The following is a 17,468-nucleotide window of genomic DNA, read 5'->3' as shown; positions in this document are numbered from 1 at the left end:
GCTTCAGCTCTCTCTCTGCTTCAGGACCTCGGCGAGGCTGGGCGCCTCCCGGTCCCGCCGAGACATCGATGTGGCGGGCAGCGGCCAGGGAACGGCCAGCTCCGGGTCGTCGAAGGCGATCGTCACGTCCTCGGCCGGATCGTGCGGTCGGTCGATGCGGTACGAGGTGTCGGCGGTCCCGGTCAGCGCCTGGAAGCCGTGCGCGCAGCCCGCCGGGATGTAGAGGGTCTTCTGCGTCTCGTCCGACAGCTCGAACCACGCCACGTTGCGGTACGTCGGCGAGTCCTGCCGCAGGTCCACGACGACGTCGAAGATCTTCCCGTACGAGCACCGCACGAGCTTGGCCTCGCCCGCACCGGAGCGCAGGTGCAGGCCGCGCAGCACCCCCCGGACGGAGCGCGACAGGCTGTCCTGGATGAAGGCGTTCGGGTCCAGGCCCACCGAGCGGACCACGTCGGCGTCGAAGGTGCGGCAGAAGAAGCCGCGTTCGTCGGCGTACGGTGTCGGCTCGAACAGGTACGCGCCGGCGATCGCCGAAACTCCGGTCGCTTTCATGAGGCCTCCCGCAGGGCGTGGGCTCGGTGGGCGGCCGGGAACAGGGCCGAGGTCAACGCGGTGAACTGCTCGTCGAGTTGGCGGCCGGCGATCAGGTTCCGCTCGGCGAGGGTCCGCCGGACCTCCGGCGATCCTCGCTCCAGCTCCCGGAACTGCCGAAGGAGCCGGTCGGTGTCGATCTCACGGGCCGGGTGGCAGTACGCGTCGAGACCCATCCGGGCCATGAGCGCGTCGCTCTTCGCCGCGTAGCTGAGGGCGAGGGTCGGTGTGCCGACCTTCAGCGCGCAGATCAGGTTGTGGTAGCGGGTCGCCACGACGGTGTCGGCCGCCGCCATCTCCTTCATCAGGTCGGCGAGCGAGGCCGGTTCGGCGGCGGTGACCAGCGGGGAGTCCACCGCGTCGAGGATCGCGGCGACCACCGACGCGTCGCACTCGTCGCCGGTGAGCAGCCGGACCGTCCTGCCGTCCTCGACCAGCGCGCGGACGAACCGGGTGGTCCCGTCGAGGTAGCGGCGGTGGATCTCCTCGGCGCGGGCACGGTCGTCGTTGCCGCCGTGGAAGTCCATGACACCGACGCAGACCGGACCCGGGAAGCCCGGAGCCTGTTCCGGGGGCGGGCTCGCCGGCGGTGTCGGCAGGGCGAACGCCAGGTCCGGGTAGACCTCGTCGTGTGCCGTGTCCACGCCCATGTCCCGCAGTGCGTCCCGCGAGAGGGCGTCCCGGTACGACCGGTAGGCGGCCAGCCGCGCCGACCAGCGCACCAGGGTCCGGGTGGGCCGGTCGCCGATCGGGGCGGCGCCGACGCCGACCAGCGCGACCCGCGTGCCGAACAGCCGGCCGCTCGCGCAGAGCAGGAACAGCGAGTACGGGAAGCCCCACGGCCGCAGGGGCAGCGTGGCCTCCAGGACGCCCATGCCCGGCACGATCACCACGTCGTGCCTGCGCACCCAGGCGGCGGTGCGGAACACGTCGACAAGTTTGCCGAGGCCCTTCCCCGCGATCGCGCCCAGACGTGACGCGGTCCGGTACTCGCCGCGGTACCAGTGCAGCCGGGTCGCGGGGATCCGGTACCGGGCCGCGACGGCCTCGGGCCCGCCGCACAGCGCGTCCACGGCCGCGTCCGGGTGCCGGGTGCGGAGGTATCCGAGCACGGCCTCCAGCGACCCGTCGTTGCCGAGGTTGCCGGAGCCCAGCAGGCCGAACAGCCCGACCCGCACCGGGGTTTCACCCCCAGGCCCCTCAGTTCCGGACCTCATGCCTGCCTGCCCTCACGGCCGGCGACGACGGCGTCCACGGAGACGGTGAGCCGGCCCGGGTCGACCGGGGCACGGTCCTCGACCCGCTCACCGGCGCCCGGCCGGGCCCTGCTGGTCATCCAGGAGGCAAGGTGGCGGTAGCAGGCCCGCCGGTCGGCCGGGGACAGCGGCGCCCGCCGGATCGCCGAGGCGAAGCCCCGGACGTACTCGGCGAGCAGCCGGGGCGTCGGGTGCAGGAGGCCTGCCCGGCGCGGGTCGAGGTTGACGCAGCGGGAGCGCTTGGAGGGGTTCGCGCGCTCGGCGCGGGTGGGGTGGTCGCGGCGGAAGTACAGCAGTTCCGGCACCTGGTGGAAGGGGCCGTGCAGGGTGATCTCGGCGACGAACGTGCGGTCCGCGTGGTGGTAGCTGTCGTGCGGCTTCACCCGGCGCAGCATGTCGGCCCGCATCACACCGTAGAAGTCGTCGCCGCCGGGTTCGAAGAGCAGGCTGCGGAAGCGCACCGGCGCGTGCGGCGAGTCGGTGGCGAGTCCGTACTCGTACGGGACCTTCACCCGGCCCTCGCCGTCGATGACCGCCTGGCCGCTGTGTGCGAGGACCACGTCCGGTCGCTCGTCCAGCGCCTGGACGCAGGCCCGCAGCAGGTCGCGGGCGTACAGGTCGTCGTGCGAGGCCCACTTGAACAGTTCGCCGCGGCACTCGGTGAACACGTGGTTGTGGTTCGGGGCGGCGCCGATGTTCCGGGGCAGCCGGATGTAGCGGATGCGCGAGTCCCGCGCGGCGTACGCGCGGCAGATGTCCTGGGTCCCGTCGGCCGAGGCGTTGTCGGAGATGACCAGCTCGAAGTCCTCGTACGTCTGGCCGAGCAGGGCGTCGAGCGACTCGGCGAGGTACTCCTCGCCGTTGTAGACGGGCAGACCGATGCTCAGCCTGGGTTGGGCGGTCATGAAGTCCTCACTTCGAAAACGGAGTTGTGATGGCGCTCGCGCAGCGCGGACCGCAGTTGGAGCCACCAGACGCCCGAGGCGCAGACGGTCGCGGCGGCGACGCCCCAGGCCGAGCCGACCGTGCCGGCCAGGGCGGCCCCGCCGAGGCCGCCGCCCAGATAGCAGGCGGAGGCGAACAGTTGGCAGCGCAGGCTGCGGCCGGCCGCGGCGAGTGCGCGCAGCCCGGCCGCCGCGCCGCTGCCGAGGCCGGCGCCCGCGACGCCGAGCGTGGCCGGCACGATGAGCTGTGAGGCGGAGTTCCAGACGTCGCCGAGCACGAACTCGCCCGCCCGGTCCGGCATCAGCAGCAGTGCCGCGCCCCACAGCAGCGCGGCGGCGGCCTGGCCGCCGCCGAGGAGGAGGCAGAACGTGGCCAGGCGGTGCGGGGCCCGCCGCAGTACGCGGGCCGCCTCCGCGACGGTGACCAGCGAGAGGCCCATGAGGAGGGCGAGGAACGGGCCGAGGAGCAGTTCCGCGCCCCGGACCGCGCCCACCGCGCCGACGCCGACGATCGCACCGAGCCCGTACGCCCGCAGTTGGCCGGCGCCGCTGAGGCTGACGTTCTCGACCAGGTACCGGTAGCCGAGATCGCGCTGTTCGCGCAGCCAGCCGCGCGCCTTGGCCGGCCGGGGCCGGATACCGGACTGGAAGCAGCCGTACCCGGCGGCGACCGCGGCGGAGGCGCCCCAGGCGAGCACGAAGGCGGCCACGGTGTCCACGCGGGCCGCGATCACCATGGCCGGGATCAGCGCGACGCCCCACACGAGGTCGTTGAGGAACGCCTTGCGGCCGGCTCCCGCGGCGAAGAACGCGAACCGCCAGGCGTCCTGCAGGAGCAGGGCGGGCAGGGCGACGCCGAGGCAGGTGAACGCGGGTCCCACGCGCCCGCCGAGACCGAGCCCGACCAGCAGGCACACCGCGCCGAGGGCGGTGCCCACGCCGAGTGCGGCGCCCGACGACCGGGCCGCCGCCGAGCGCCAGGACGCCTCCGGTACGCCGCTGAAGCGGACCACGAGCGGATCGGTGGCCAGCCCGCGGGCGACGTTGAGCACCACGCCGTAGGTCAGCCAGGCCAGGCTGAACACGCCGAACGCGGTCAGCCCCAGCGAGCGTGCCACGTAGATGCCCACCGCGAAGTTGGTCATGCTGGAGGCCGCCTGGTCGGCCAGTCCCCAGGACAGCCGGCCGACGATCCCCCGGCCGGCGGACCGGTCGGCGGACCGGCGGGCGTCCGCGGCCCGGTCCGCCGGTGGCGGCGTCTTGTCCCCCTCGGTGGCCATCGGCGTCATGCCTTGATCAGCCCGGCGCCGTGCAGGGCGTCGGCCGCGACGGCCACGGTGTCGAAAGGCAGCCCGGCCCGTTCGGCGACGTCCAGCAGACTGTGTTCACCATCGGAGAGGCTGAGCACCCAGAGCATCGCCAGCTGGGCCTGCTTGGCGTCGCTGCGGCCACCGAGCGAGTCGTACAGCCCCCGCCTTCCCAGCTGTGGTTCGCCGTAGGGGCTGAGGTTGACGTAACTCCGGTTGCGGTCGAGCACGGCGAAGGCCTCGCGGCAGACGGCGAGGGTGTCCGCCATCGCCTCCGGGGAGACGAAGTCCGGGTTGTCCGCCGAGGTGTGGTACTCGGGGTAGCCGGCGTACGGGGTCCGGCTGAGCGAGCCCACGCCGAGGTCGAACCCGGGTGAGCAGTACTGCCGCTCGTCGTAGCCGTACGGGGTGAACTCGTTGATCCGGTGCGGGCGTTCGGAGGCGGTCAGTACGTGCCGCAGCACGCGGTCGATCTCCGCGTCGCCGCGCCTGCTCTGCTTGTAGTTCAACTGGCCCGAGTCGCCGGCGCAGGCCAGCACCAGCCCGTGCTTGACCCGCTCGACCCGTTCGGCGTTGCGGGCCAGCCAGGTGATCGCCCCGATGGTGCCGGGCGCGAAGATGAACCGGTAGGTGTAGTACGGAGTCGTCCGGGCCAGTGCCCGGGCCAGGTAGGTCGCCACCGCGACGCCGGCCAGGTTGTCGTTGGCCAGCGACGGGTGGCAGACGTGGCAGGAGACGATCACCTCGTCGGGGACCTGCCCCGGGACGACGTGCTCGGCGTAGGTGAGGTGTCCGTCGGCGAGGGTGGAGTCGACGCACACCTCGTACTCGCCGTCCGGCAGCCCGTCCAGGGTCTCCTGGGCGAGGCAGAAGCCCCACTTCGGCTCGTAGTAGCTCGTGCGGTACGGGACCAGGGTCGGCTGGTCCGGCAGGGTGTGGAGGTGTTCGCGCAGCTCGGCCAGCGGCATGGTCCTCGCCACCGGCACGCTGTAGCCGAGCACGTGCAGGCTGGACGCGGCGAGGTCCACGACCCGGTTGCCCGCGCTGTCGGCGATGTAGGCGTCCCGGATGTTCCACTCCTGCGGGACCGTCCAGTCGAGCACCTGCGTCCCGGTCGGCACCTCGTGCACCCGCAGCGGAACGTACTCATTGACGATCTCCAGGGTGGCGCGCACCCCGTCGCCGGTGATGCTCCGGCAGAGCGGGTACAGCCGCTCCACCAGCGCGTGCATCTCCTCGCCGGGCGTGGTCATCGGCGCCACCGCAGGGTGTCGTCGACGGAGCCGGCCTCGGAGGCGGCGCGCAGCACGGCGAGGCGGGTGAAGCGCCGCTCGAAGTCCTCCCGCGTCAGCCCGTGTTTCCGGTAGGCGTCGGCGAGTTCGTGGGCACCCTGCTTCACCGTCCACTCGCAGTCGAAGCCGGGGATCGCGGCACGGAACCGGGAGAAGTCCACCCGGTACGAGCGCGGGTCGGCGCCGTTCTCGCCGGTGATCCGCACCTTCGAGCCGGCGACCGCCTCGGCGACCTGCTCGGCGATCTCGGCGACCGTGACGTTGTTGACCTCGCTGCCGATGTTGAACGCCCGGTCGTGCACGGCCTCCCGGGGCGCGCTCAGCGCGGCCGTGAAGGCCCGCGCGATGTCGGCGGCGTGCACCAGCGGGCGCCAGGGCGTGCCGTCGGAGAGCACCAGCACCTCGCCGGACAGGAGCGCGTGGCCCACCAGGTTGTTCAGCACGATGTCGGCGCGCAGCCGGGGCGAGTAGCCGAAAGCGGTGGCGTTGCGCATGTACACAGGGCTGAAGTCGTCGTCGGCGAGCGCGTGCAGGTCGTCCTCCACCCGCACCTTGGACTCCGCGTACGGCGTCACGGGGCGCAGCGGGGCGTCCTCGGCCACGAGTTCGTCGCCGCCGGCCGCGCCGTAGACCGAGCAGGTGGACGCGTACAGGAAGCGCCGCACCCCGGCCTCGCGGGCCAGCCGGGCCAGCCGTACGGAGGCGTGGTGGTTGATGTCGTAGGTGAGGTCCGGCGCCAGCGATCCCAGCGGGTCGTTGGAGAGCGCCGCCAGGTGGATCACGGCGTCCACCCCGGCCACGTGGTCGGCCGTGACGTCGCGCAGGTCCACCCGGTGCCCCTGCGGGTCATCGGGCTGCGGGCCGAGGACGCAGTCGGCGAACAGGCCGGCGTCGAGACCGACGACCTCGTGTCCGGCGGCGGCGAGGACCGGGGCCATCACGGTGCCCAAGTAGCCCTGGTGTCCGGTCAGCAGTACGCGCACGGTTCATTCCCCCAGTGTGTTTGTGCCCAGGTCGAGCGTGAGTTTGTGGACGGCGAACGCCTCGGCGTAGCGCGCGTGGCATTCGATGCCGCGGATGCGTGCGAGGCCGAGGAAGGCCTCCCGGTCGTACCAGGGGCGGTGGCGCTGCGAGGGGTAGTGCTCCTGCAGCAGCCGCACCTTCCGTTCGGCGGTGTCCGGCGTCAGCGGCTGGTACGCCGCCATCCGGCCGAGATCGCCGTCCCACTTGACGATCTCGTAGCCGAGTACGAGGTGGTCGCGGAAGGCGGTGGGCAGCAGTCGCGCCAGGCCGCGGTGGTCCTGGTGCGCGTCGTCGGTGCGCGGGGCGAGGACCAGGTCCGGGTCGGTCCGCGCGCGCAGTTCCTCGACGGCGGCCTTGGCCTCCTCCCACTGCGCGGGCAGTCGGCCGTCGGCGAGTTTGAGTACGGTCAGCCGCAGGTCGGCGCCGGGGCAGAAGGCTTCGAGCGCGGCCTGCTCCTCCTGCTCGCGCTCGCCGCCGCCGCCGGTGAGCACCAGGGCGTCGACGCGGAGGCCGGGCCGTGCGAGGCACATCGTCAGCAGGGTGCCGCCGGCGCCGATGGCGATGTCGTCGCAGTGCGCGCCCACCGCGACGATCCGGTCCAGGCGTCCGGACCCGAGCCCGATCACGCCGTCCCCGCTGTGACGCCGGCTCTGTCCGCGGTCACGCCGTCCCGCTCCCACACGGCCCACGGGCGGTCGCCCCGGGCGTAGGCCTCGTCGAGCGCGGCCTTCTCCTTGACGGTGTCGGTCGGCTTCCAGAAACCGCGGTGCTGGTGCGCCAGCAGCCGTCCCTGCTTGGCGAGTTGGCCGCATCCGTCGGCGACCAGGTCGCCGCCCTCCGGGATGTGGTCGAAAATCTCCTGGCGGAGCACGAAGTAGCCGCCGTTCTCCCACAGCGGCATGTCACTCACCGCGGTGATGCCACCCACCAGGCCGTCCTCGCCGAGGTCGACGCAGTGGAACGAGGACTGCGGAGGCACCACCATCATCGACGCGCCGGCGTCGCGGCGGGCGAACCGGTCGATCATCTGGGGCAGCGGGGCGTCGGTGAGCACGTCGGCGTAGTTGGCGAGGAACATCTCGTCGCCGTCGAGGTGGTGCCGTACCCGGCGCAGCCGCTCCCCGATCGGGGACTCGATGCCGGTCTGCGCGAACGTGATCGTCCAGTCGGCTATGTCGGTGGACAGCAGCTCGGTCCGCCCGCCCCGCAGCACGAAGTCGTTGGACGCCGTCTCCTCGTAGTTGAGGAAGAACTCCTTGATGTGCCGGGCCCCGTAGCCGAGGCACAGGATGAACTCCGTGTGCCCGAAGTACGCGTAGTAGCGCATGACGTGCCAGATCAGCGGCCGGGGGCCGACCATCGCCATCGGCTTGGGCGTGTCGTCGGAGGCTCCGTCGCGCATGCGCAGCCCGTACCCGCCGCAGAACAGGACGACCTTCATCGCTTGACCTCGACAATGCTGAGTTCCGGTATGGGAAAGACCAGCCGGCCGCCCCATTCGTGCACGAAGGACAGTTGCTCGACCAGCTCGGTGCGCAGGTTCCACGGCAGGACGAGGACGTAGTCCGGTCTGTCGGCGGCTATCCGCTCGGGCGCCAGGATCGGGATGCGGGTGCCCGGGGTGAACCTGCCGTGCTTGTAGGGGTTGCGGTCGACGGTGTACGCGAGCAGGTCGGGCCGGATGCCGCAGTGGTTGAGCAGGGTGTTGCCCTTGCCGGGGGCTCCGTAGCCGACGACGCTCTCGCCGCGCTCGGCCGCCCCGATGAGGAACTTCAGGAGGTCCCGGCGGACCTTGGCGACCCGCGAGGAGAACTCGGTGTACCCGGACAGCTCCTGGAGCCCGGCGGCCTTCTCCCGGTCCAGTACGTCGGCCACCCGCCGGTCCGGCTCGCCCGCCACCTCGGCGGGCCGGGCAAGCAGCCGGATGGAGCCGCCGTGCGTGGGCAGCAGCTCGACGTCCACGAGCGTGAGTCCGCCGCTCGCCAGGGCCCGGGCCGCGGACGCGACCGTGTAGTACTGGAAGTGCTCGTGGTAGATCGTGTCGTACTGGTTCTCCTCGATGAGGGTCAGCAGGTGCTGCACCTCGATGGAGACCCAGCCGTCGTCGGCGACCAGGGCGCGCAGTCCCTGGGTGAACCCGACCACGTCGGGGATGTGCGCGTACACGTTGTTGGCGACGACCAGGTTCGCCGGCCCGTGCTCGGCGCGGACGGCGGCGCCGGTCTCCGGGGACAGGAACTCCGTGAGTGTGGGCACCCCCGCGTCCCGTGCCGCGGCGCCGACGTTCACCGACGGCTCGATGCCCAGGCAGCGGATCCCCCGGTCCACCACGTGCTTGAGCAGGTATCCGTCGTTGCTGGCGACCTCGACCACGAAGGCGTCGGGGCCGAGCCCCACCCGCTCCACGGCGTCGGCGACGAACGTCCGCGCGTGCTCCACCCAGGAGGTCGAGTACGAGGAGAAGTACGCGTACTCCTTGAACGTGTCCTCCGGCGTGATCAGCGGAGGGATCTGCGCGAGCCAGCACTCGGTGCAGACCCGCAGGTGCAGCGGGTACGCCGGCTCGGGTTCGTCCAGTCGGTCCGCGGCGAGAAAGCTCTCGCACGGCGGGGTCGCTCCCAGGTCGACGACGCTTTCCAGCGCCGCCGAGCCGCAGAGTCGGCATCGTGTCATCTACTGCCCCCATCCCGCTCGCGCCGGTGTCCCCACCGCGAGCCAGTGTTTCCGTCACGTATCGGCGACGGGCCGTGCCCGCCGCCCGACCGACCCGCGATCGCGGTGCGGTACCCCTCCACCAGGCGTTCGAGGCCGACGGCGGGGCTGAAGCCCTGCTCGTACCGGCGCCGGGCCGCCCGGCCCATCTCCTGGTTGCGCTCCTGTCCGGCCGTGATCCGGCGCAGGCAGGAGGCGAGCGAGGCGGGCTCGCCCGGCTGGTGCAGCAGCCCGCTCACCCCGTCCTCGACGAGTTCGACGAAGGCGCCGTGACCGGCGGCCACGGTCGGGACCCCCGCCGCCATGGCCTCCACGACCACCAGACCGAAGGCCTCAAGCCAGGTCGAGGGGGCCACCACGGCGACCGACCGCGCGATGGCCCGCCGGCACTGGGCGGGGTCGTACAGGCCGACGTACCGCACGTCGTCCCGGTCCGCCGCCCAGGCGGCCACCTCGGCCTCCAGCGGCCCCGTGCCGGCGATCACGAGCGGTACACCCACCCCGCCGCTCGCTGCGATCTCGTCCCACGCGGCCATCAGCAGCCGTACGCCCTTGGCCTCCGCGAGGCGGCCGAGATAGAGCAGATGCTCGCCGGGGCCCGAGCGGCGGGCGTCCGGTTCCGGCACGAAGTTGTGCTTCACCGCCAGCCGTTCGGCGGGCATGCCGGACCGCACCAGGACATCGCGCTGCGCGGCGGAGATGCAGAAGAACCGCTCCACCGCGGACCACCAGCGGCGCCGGTTGACCGACAGGCTGACCGCGAGCGGCACCGTCGCCAGCCGGGAGCCGCGGTAGCAGCCGTGCCGCACGGCGGGCAGCGGCGAGGAGCCGACGCACTCGGTGCACGGCCGGCCGTCCCGCTGGAGCGTGCCGGGCGGGCAGACCTGGGTGTAGTTGTGCAGCGTGGCCACGACGGGCACGTCCGCGTCGGCGCAGGCGGCGAGCACCGCGGGCGACAGCAGTGGGAAGACGTTGTGGACGTGCACCACGTCAGGCCGCTCGGTACGGAGCCGGGCGGCCAGCTCCGAGCGGACCGCCGGGTTCCAGGGCACCAGGAGCGGCAGCGCGGCCTTGCCCAGCAGGGACCGGGCGGCGATGTCGTCGCTGCGCCGCTCGAACAGGTCGACCCGGTGGCCGGCCGCGCGCAGCAGCGCCACCTCCTGGTCCACGACCTTGTTCTCCCCGCTCGGCTGTGCCGAGTTGTAGCGGTTGTGCACCACGAGGACGTGCAGGTTCGAGGTCATATCCCCTCCTTGGCCCAGCTCGGGACATGTCGTCTGGGGACCGCGGGTCTCGCCAGGGGCGCGGGCGGGGCGGGTACCGCCAGCAGCGAGGCGGCCAGGGCCAGGTGGAGCAGATACGGCGAGGCGTCGCCGAGGCCTGCCTCGGTGTACGACGCGATCGCGCAGTAGCTGATCAGGAAGATCGCGCAGGCCCTCGGCAGCGACGGCGGCCGCAGCAGCGCGACCCCGCCCAGCACGACGAACACCGCCGAGACGAGGGTGACGCCAATCCAGCCCTGCTCGTGGTAGACGGCCAGCCAGCTGTTGTCGATCGGCAGCCCGCCGAACGACTTGTCGCCCAGGCCCATCCCGAACAGCTTCTCCCCCGTCGTCCGGGGCGCCGCCAGCAGGGCGTCCCAGACCTTGGCCCGGCCGGTGAGGCTGGTGAGGTTCTCCTGGCTCTGTCCCCGCAGGAACCAGGCCCGCAGCGCGGAGGCGAATCCCACCGCGCCCACCACGGCGACGAGCACCGCCCAGGTGAAGAAGCGGCGGGCGGCGGCGCTGGTCAGGACGAGCGAGCCGATCGCCAGCACAAGACCGATGAGCATGCCGATGGTGGCCGTCCGCGTGTGGGTCAGCGCGAGCAGGACGAGCGAGGGCACGATGACGACCGTCGCGCTGGTCCGGTCGGCCCGGCGGCCCAGTACGAGCAGCACGGTGAGCCCGATGATCACCGCCGCGTACTGTCCGATCTGCGGTGGGGTGAGCGGCCACAGCGCGCCGACCAGCCGTCCGCCGTACAGCTCGGGCATGGCCGCGCCCGGTGACACGACCAGGCCGGCGGCGACCGACGCGAGCACCGCGAAGTACATCCGGATGTGGTGCCGTACGAACGTCAGGTCGCCGTTCCACCAGCGGCTGAGCAGCCACAGCGTGCCGGCGAAGAGAGCCAGCCGGGCGCAGCGGAACAACGCGCCGAACCCCGACTCCAGTTGCAGGCTGGAGATCAGGCTCGGCACCAGCAGCAGGGTGAGCAGGAGCACGAAGGCGCTGGCCCGGATGCGCAGCCGGAGATTGAGCGCGAGGGCCAGCGTGAACGCGGCGACCAGCGCGCCCATGGTGACCAGCTGGATGAGCGAGCGTGGCAGCGGGACGATGGTCTTCGCCCCGGCGGAGCCCAGCGTGTTGAGGATCAGCAGGCCCCAGACGACCCCGACGAGCTTCGGTGTGCCGCCCCGCAGGTCCTCGGTCATCTCAACCACCGGCCCGTGGGTCGAGGGTGCTGCCGGTGTCCTGCCGGTAGGGCGTGCCCTGCCACTGGCCGAAGTCGAGCACCCGACTGGGGTCGTGGACGACGAACTGCCATGGTCCGACGTACACGTTGTCGTGCCACCGGTTGTGCTGCTTGCGGGTGATCGCCTCGGCCACCCGCTCGCCCTTGTACGGCGACCACTTCGGATAGGTGCCGTAGTTGGACAGCACCGCCATGCGGTCGCACTTCGCCGTGCACTTGACGACGGACGTGTCCAGCGTGAAGCGGTTGTCGTGGATGTCCACGCGCTGGGTCTTCCACCGGCAGTCGCCGTAGAGCGGTGCTCTGGCGATCGCCGGCCGCACGCAGCGGTCGGTGTCCGGCATCAGCAGCGTGCAGTCACCGGACGAGGTGTTGGCGGGGCTGTTGCAGAACCGGTCGGCGTTCTCCCACAGGGTGATGCCGGACCAGTTGTCCTCCAGTACGTTCCCGTATATCTCGATCTTGTCCGTGCGGGCGCGGACCCGGGGTTCGCCGCCGGACTCGGACAGGTAGACGGTCGCGAACGGGAAGCTGTCGCCGCGCTCGGCGTACCTGCGGCCCTCGACCCAGTTGTTCCGCCGGATCGCGTTCTTCCGGATGACCGCGTTGTAACTGGTCTCGTACATCAGCGCGGCGCCGTCGTTGTCCTCGATCACGTTGTTCTCGATGCGGAAGTCGTTGTTGTTGGTGTCCGCCCACAGTCCGGCGCCGCGGTTGTCGTGCACCCAGTTGCCACGGATGTCGGCGCCGTCGACGGCCCAGAACTTGACGCCTCCGGTGCAGCCGCAGCCCTCCCGCCGCCGCTCCCAGTCGCCGGTGTTGTTGCCCGTGATCTCGTTGCCCTCGACGACGAGGTCCTTGAGGGGGCCGCCGGCCTTGTACGCGTTCATGCCGTACTGGCCGTTGGCGCGCAGACAGCTGGCGCGGACCTGCTGGCGGGCTCCGGCCATCAGCCCGGCGCCGGAGTTGCGCTGGATCGTGGCGTGCTCGATCACCCATCCGTCGGCCGAGTCGTGGTTGACCACGCCCTCGTCGTGCGGCGCGACGAAGTTCTGCACGGTCAGATGGCGGACGGTGACGTCACGGGCGCTGCCGCCGAACGCGTACTGGTTGGTCCTGCGGCCGTCGAGGACCGCGCCCGGCGCGCCGAGGTAGCGGTTTCCCTTCTTGGGGATGACCTGGGCGTAACGGTCCGCTTCGAGTCTGTGCGTGCCCGGCCGGAGCCAGAACGTGGTGTTCGGGGGGCTGTTCTTGGTCTTGGCCGCCAGGTCACCGGTCTTCGCGGGGTCGATCGTCACCGCGCCCGCCGGTGCCTTCGCCGGTCCGGCCGCGGGTTTGGCGCACACCCCGGCCACGGACCGGGCGCCGGACGTGGACGGCGCGGCGGTCGGCTCCGGCGAGGGGCTCGGCGTACTCACGCACCCGGTCGCCAGCACGGCCAGCGCCACCACAGGCAATGTCCGCCTCCGCCACTTGAATCGCACGCTTCCTCCCCTCCCTCTCCTAGTCGCGGAACCCGAGTACGGTCGTGAACTGCCGCGCGCTGTCGGCGAAGCCGCTGCCGACGAGCGTGGTGGCGGGCTCCTTGCGCCCGAAGCCGGCGGAGTACCAGCCGAGCGGTGGGTCGCTCTCACCGCGGTGCGCCCGCCAGTCGAGCTGCCCTGGCAGGTCGAGGACCGCGGAGCGGTTCTCACCGTCCCGCGTCCAGGTGAGTACGGCCCGGTTCTCCACCAGGTCCGCGGTGATCGCCGGCCCGAGGTGGAAGGCAAGCCGCGCGGCCCGGCGCGGGCCCCGGACCTCGTCCACCACACGCAACTCCGCCGTCTCGGCGGTCAGTTCCACCCGGCGGCGGTGCACCGAGCCCTGGTAGCCGTCGTGCTCGGCGCACCAGCGGGACACGCCCTCGTCGGAGGTGTCCGCTTCGAGGACACGGCTGCGGGCGTGCCGGGTCCACAGGAACGGGCCACCGGAGACGGAACTGTCGGTGCCGTCCAGTTGCAGGGTGTTGTGGCCGAGGGTCGAGCGGAAGTACTGCCGCCATTCGGGCTGCCCGTGGTAGCAGAACGTCCCCGGGTCGGCCAGGACGTCGACCCCGTCGTGCCGGACCTCCACGGACAGCGCGTCCGCGTGGGCGTGCGCGGCGATGGACAGGAAGCCATGCGGGCCGCCGTCGCAGCGGCACCAGATCTTGGCGGGGTCCCGGAGGATCGTCATGCCCGCGTCGGCGAAGTGGGCCGGCCGGGTTGCCGGGCGGGTCACGGCCACGGCCGGTGCGGTTTCGTTCTCCGGGCGCAGCTGGGTCTTCGGGTACGGCTGGGTCTTCGCGTACGGCCGACCCGTCGCGTACGGGCGGATGAGCGCGGCCAGCAGAGGGGTGCGCACATCGGTGCCGGTCACCGTCGGCCACCAGTCGAGCCGGCCGAAGACGGCGTCCCCGGTGGCAAGGAGCGAGGCCCAGCGGTCGGTGCCCGCGCCGTCCACGACCAGGCCGTGTCCGTCGTCCGCGTCCCCCTGGCGCGGTGGCCGCAGCCGGTTGTCCACGACGGCGGCGAGCGCGTCGGTCATCCGCAGCAGTACCGGGCGGATCGTCGCGGGGACAGGAACGCCGGCGGCGTCCGCCTCGGCCAGCGCGGCCAGGCCGAGTTCCAGTACGAGTCCGTGGTACTCGCCGGCCAGCTCGCGGTTGAGGCCGGAGCCGAAGGTGTTGGCGCGCAACTGCCGGTCGAGGGACCGCAGCGCGTCGGTCCGCCACCGGGTGGAGGTGGGGAACCAGCCGAACGCGCACGCCGCCGCCAACTGTCCGGCGGCCTCGGCGATGACGTGGTTGTTCGCCGACGAGCCCCGGCTGGGGAAGGCGGCCAGCCAGCGCTGGTGGTGCCAGATCTGGTTCCGCGCCACCGGGTTGTCCTCGAAGAGGGGGGCCGCGCCCGGCCAGCCGTCGAGGAGCCGGCGGATCCACACCCAGGACAGCAGCCGTATCCCCAGCTCGATGCCGCTGATCCAGTGCACGCCGTGCAGCGGTGGGTTGACCGCCCACCACGAGCGCAGCTGCCCGGCCACGCGCTCGGCGTACCGCTCGTTCCCGGTGATCGCGTAGGCGGCGGCGAGCACGGTGAGGTACTGGTGCCGGGACGGCTCCCAGATCTGTTTGATGTCCCCGGCCGCGTCCTCGCTGCGGTACGGCACGTCGAAGGCGTAGCCCCCCGGAGCCCGGCGCCCGGTCTTCGGGTCGTACCACCAGTCCGGGTCGGCCAGGTCGTCGCGGGCCACCCCGAAGAACTCGGCGTGGCCGTCCATCAGCCGGTCCGCCTCGGCCACGAGACGTTTCGCGGCGTCCGCGGGTATCGCGGCGATCGTCCCGGCGGGCAGTGACGCGGTGAACCGGGCGCCGGTCACGCTCGGGCAGTTCGGCGGCTCCGCCCGCCACCGCCTTCTGCGCACCGTGTCGCCCGCCCGGCCGGCGACCTCCAGCGGTCCCATCCGGGACAGTCGCCGCAGGTACCAGCCCGCGGTGGTGCTCACGGTCATCGCGCCCTCGCCAACGTCACCGGCGCGCCGCCGGCGAGGCCGGACGGCACAGCGAGGGTGGCCGCCGTGGTGGCGACCAGCGACTCCAGCGGCACCGGCATCGGCCCGCCGGTCCGCACGGCCTTGATGAACGCGGCCAGTTCGGCGTTCTGGCCCTTGTCCCGGGCCTTGGGCAGCCGCGAACTGACCCACCGCTTACGCCCGGCCCCGCCGTCGGGATATACCGAGGCACGGACGAAGTCGTCGAGCCGCAGCACCTTGCCGTCCGCGACGAGGTCCAGGGTCTCCTTGGGATAGCCGGGCGCGCCGGTGGTGACGTAACTGATCGTGGCGGTGGACCCGTCGGGGTAGCGGAGCACCACGTGCAGGTCCTCGTTGCCGGGCGCGGCGACGGCGTACACCGATACCGGGTCCGCGTCGAGGAGCCAGCTCGCGGTGTCGACGAAGTGGCCGCCCTCACCGGCGAACCGCGAGCCCTCGGTGCCCTGTTGGAGGTACCAGCTGCCGTGCTGCAGCCGGCCCGCGTTGACCAGGTAGCGCAGGCTCGCCGGGCCGGTCCGGGCGCCGAACCGCTTCTTGGCCTCCACGAGCAGCGGTGCGAAGCGGCGGTTGAAGCCCACCTGCAGCCGGTCGTTGCCGGACTCCTCCACCGCCGCGAGCACCTTGGCCAGCTCGTCCTCGGAGAGCGCCAGGGGCTTCTCCACGAACACCGCCTTGCCGGCGAGCAGCGCCCGGCGGGTCAGTTCGGCGTGCGAGCTGTGCCGGGTGACGACGAACACCGCGTCGATGGACTTGTCGTCGAGCATGGCGTCGAGGTCGGTGCTCGCCTCGCCGAAGCCGAACTTCCGCTTCGCGTTGGCCGCGGACAGGGCCGTCGTGGTGACGACCGTGGACAGCTCGACGCCGTCGCGCTGTGCCAGGTGGGGCAGCAGCATCGACGTCGCGTAGTTCCCCGCGCCGGCGAACGCCACCCGCACCGGCGCGTCGGCCGACCGGGACGGGGCGGGCGCTGTGCCGCCGCGTCGCACCGCGGGCACGGTCACCATCGGCACGTTCACCGTGGGCGCGGGGGTCTCCGCCTCGGCCGGGTCCTTTGTGGGTCCTGGGTAGCGGAACAGTACGGCGACGGCCTTCAACTCGCCGTCCTTCAGGCGCTGGTAGGTCTCGACGGCGTCGTCGAAGTCGGCGACGTGCGAGATCAGGGGCTCCACGTCGACGCGGTCACGGGCGAGGAGGTCGAGGAAGCACGCCAGGTTGCGGCGCTCGGTCCAGCGCACATAGCCGATCGGGTAGTCCCGTCCCTCCAGCTCGTACGCCGGGTCGTAGCGCCCGGGGCCGTAACTGCGGGAGAAGCGGACGTCGAGCTCTTTCTCGTAGTACGCGTTCCACGGCAGGTCCAGGCGGCACTTGCCGATGTCGACGACCCGGCCGCGGTCTCTGCAGAGCCGGGCGGCCAGCTCGACGGGCTGGTTGCTGCCGCCGCCCGCGGCCAGATACACCTGGTCCACGCCATGGCCGCCGGTGAGTTCGGCGACGGCTGCCTCCACGGCCGCGGACGCGGGATCCCCGCAGGCCGCGGCGCCCAGCCGTTCGGCGAGTTCGCAGCGCGCCGGGTCGGGGTCGGCCCCGACGACGCGTACGCCCGAGGCGGTGAGGAGCTGCGCCACGAGCTGCCCGATCAGGCCGAGCCCGATGACCAGCGCCACCTCGCCGAGTTGCGGCTCGCCCTGGCGGACGCCCTGCATCGCGATCGACCCGACGGTGCCGAAGGCCGCGTGCCGCGGCGCGAGGCCGTCCGGTACCGGGGTGTACAGGTTCTTGGGCACCCAGTTCAGCTCGGCGTGCAGCGCGTGCTCGTTGCCCGCGCAGGCCACGAGGTCGCCGGCCTTCACATCGTCGATCCCGGGGCCGACCTGCTCGACCACCCCGCACAGCGAGTAGCCGAGCGGTGTGTAGGAGTCCAGCTTGCCCATCACCTTGCGGTAGGTGGCGGGCACTCCGTTGGTGGCCACGCTCTGCATGACCTTGGCCACCTGGTCCGGCCGGGAGCGGGCCTTGCCCACCATCGACATGCCGGCCTCGGACACCTTCATGAGCTCGGTGCCGGTGGAGATCAGCGAGAAGGCGCTGCGGACCAGCACGCCGCCGGGCTTGCACCCCGGCACGGGCACGTCGAGCAGCGCCAGTTCGCCGCTCTTGTAGTTCTGCACAACCTGTTTCACCGGAGCTCCTCTTGATTTCTACGCCGTCAAGCCGTCGTGCGGTCGTGCCGTCGTGCCGTCTAACCGTCGTGAT

14 protein-coding genes are annotated in these 17,468 nt (G+C 72.2%); all 14 read right to left on the bottom strand.

Annotated elements, in window-relative coordinates; all coding sequences use genetic code 11:
• Positions 1-3 precede the first annotated feature (3 nt).
• Genes rfbC through ACIOKD_RS24265 form a run of 14 tightly spaced genes read right to left on the bottom strand, consistent with a single transcriptional unit; the run spans position 4 to position 17,395 of the window.
• Positions 4-555 carry a dTDP-4-dehydrorhamnose 3,5-epimerase gene (rfbC, locus tag ACIOKD_RS24330; RefSeq protein ID WP_402087653.1) on the bottom strand — a complete coding sequence of 184 codons (552 nt, stop codon included), beginning with the start codon at positions 553-555 and terminating at the stop codon, positions 4-6.
• Entirely contained in the window at positions 552-1,811 is a 1,260-nt protein-coding gene (locus tag ACIOKD_RS24325) for a polysaccharide pyruvyl transferase family protein (protein WP_402087649.1), read from the bottom strand. The genes rfbC and ACIOKD_RS24325 overlap by 4 nt, the downstream gene beginning before the upstream one ends.
• Positions 1,808-2,755: a glycosyltransferase family 2 protein gene (locus ACIOKD_RS24320; protein ID WP_402087646.1), complete on the bottom strand. Its 948-nt coding sequence runs from the start codon at positions 2,753-2,755 to the stop codon at positions 1,808-1,810. The genes ACIOKD_RS24325 and ACIOKD_RS24320 overlap by 4 nt, the downstream gene beginning before the upstream one ends.
• Complete coding sequence (locus ACIOKD_RS24315) at positions 2,752-4,083, bottom strand: hypothetical protein (protein ID WP_402087642.1); 1,332 nt, start codon at positions 4,081-4,083, stop codon at positions 2,752-2,754. The genes ACIOKD_RS24320 and ACIOKD_RS24315 overlap by 4 nt, the downstream gene beginning before the upstream one ends.
• On the bottom strand, positions 4,080-5,354 hold the full coding sequence (locus tag ACIOKD_RS24310; protein WP_402087639.1) for a DUF4910 domain-containing protein: 1,275 nt from the start codon (positions 5,352-5,354) through the stop codon (positions 4,080-4,082). The genes ACIOKD_RS24315 and ACIOKD_RS24310 overlap by 4 nt, the downstream gene beginning before the upstream one ends.
• Positions 5,351-6,376, bottom strand: coding sequence for an NAD-dependent epimerase/dehydratase family protein (locus ACIOKD_RS24305; RefSeq protein ID WP_402087637.1), 1,026 nt, complete (start codon positions 6,374-6,376; stop codon positions 5,351-5,353). The genes ACIOKD_RS24310 and ACIOKD_RS24305 overlap by 4 nt, the downstream gene beginning before the upstream one ends.
• A 3-nt stretch (positions 6,377-6,379) precedes the next feature.
• Positions 6,380-7,042 (bottom strand): PIG-L deacetylase family protein, encoded by a 663-nt coding sequence (locus tag ACIOKD_RS24300; RefSeq protein WP_402087634.1) that lies wholly within the window; start codon positions 7,040-7,042, stop codon positions 6,380-6,382.
• On the bottom strand, positions 7,039-7,857 hold the full coding sequence (locus ACIOKD_RS24295; RefSeq protein ID WP_402087632.1) for a glucose-1-phosphate cytidylyltransferase: 819 nt from the start codon (positions 7,855-7,857) through the stop codon (positions 7,039-7,041). Before ACIOKD_RS24295 ends, ACIOKD_RS24300 begins: the two co-directional genes overlap by 4 nt.
• A complete protein-coding gene (locus ACIOKD_RS24290) occupies positions 7,854-9,089 on the bottom strand; it encodes a class I SAM-dependent methyltransferase (RefSeq protein WP_402087629.1) in 1,236 nt (411 codons plus the stop codon). Before ACIOKD_RS24290 ends, ACIOKD_RS24295 begins: the two co-directional genes overlap by 4 nt.
• A complete protein-coding gene (locus ACIOKD_RS24285; RefSeq protein ID WP_402088136.1) occupies positions 9,086-10,360 on the bottom strand; it encodes a glycosyltransferase family 4 protein in 1,275 nt (424 codons plus the stop codon). Before ACIOKD_RS24285 ends, ACIOKD_RS24290 begins: the two co-directional genes overlap by 4 nt.
• Before the next feature lie 8 nt (positions 10,361-10,368).
• A complete protein-coding gene (locus ACIOKD_RS24280; RefSeq protein WP_402088133.1) occupies positions 10,369-11,604 on the bottom strand; it encodes an O-antigen ligase domain-containing protein in 1,236 nt (411 codons plus the stop codon).
• A gap of 1 nt (position 11,605) precedes the next feature.
• Positions 11,606-13,129 (bottom strand): right-handed parallel beta-helix repeat-containing protein, encoded by a 1,524-nt coding sequence (locus ACIOKD_RS24275; RefSeq protein WP_402087627.1) that lies wholly within the window; start codon positions 13,127-13,129, stop codon positions 11,606-11,608.
• A gap of 19 nt (positions 13,130-13,148) precedes the next feature.
• Positions 13,149-15,173, bottom strand: a complete 2,025-nt coding sequence (locus tag ACIOKD_RS24270) for an alginate lyase family protein (RefSeq protein WP_402087624.1) — start codon at positions 15,171-15,173, stop codon at positions 13,149-13,151.
• Entirely contained in the window at positions 15,170-17,395 is a 2,226-nt protein-coding gene (locus ACIOKD_RS24265; RefSeq protein ID WP_402087622.1) for a bi-domain-containing oxidoreductase, read from the bottom strand. The genes ACIOKD_RS24270 and ACIOKD_RS24265 overlap by 4 nt, the downstream gene beginning before the upstream one ends.
• Between the last annotated feature and the right edge of the window lie 73 nt (positions 17,396-17,468).

It is taken from the genome of Streptomyces sp. NPDC087844, assembly GCF_044742785.1.
Classification (GTDB): Bacteria; Actinomycetota; Actinomycetes; order Streptomycetales; family Streptomycetaceae; genus Streptomyces.
This window is presented reverse-complemented; position numbering and strand designations above follow the sequence as displayed.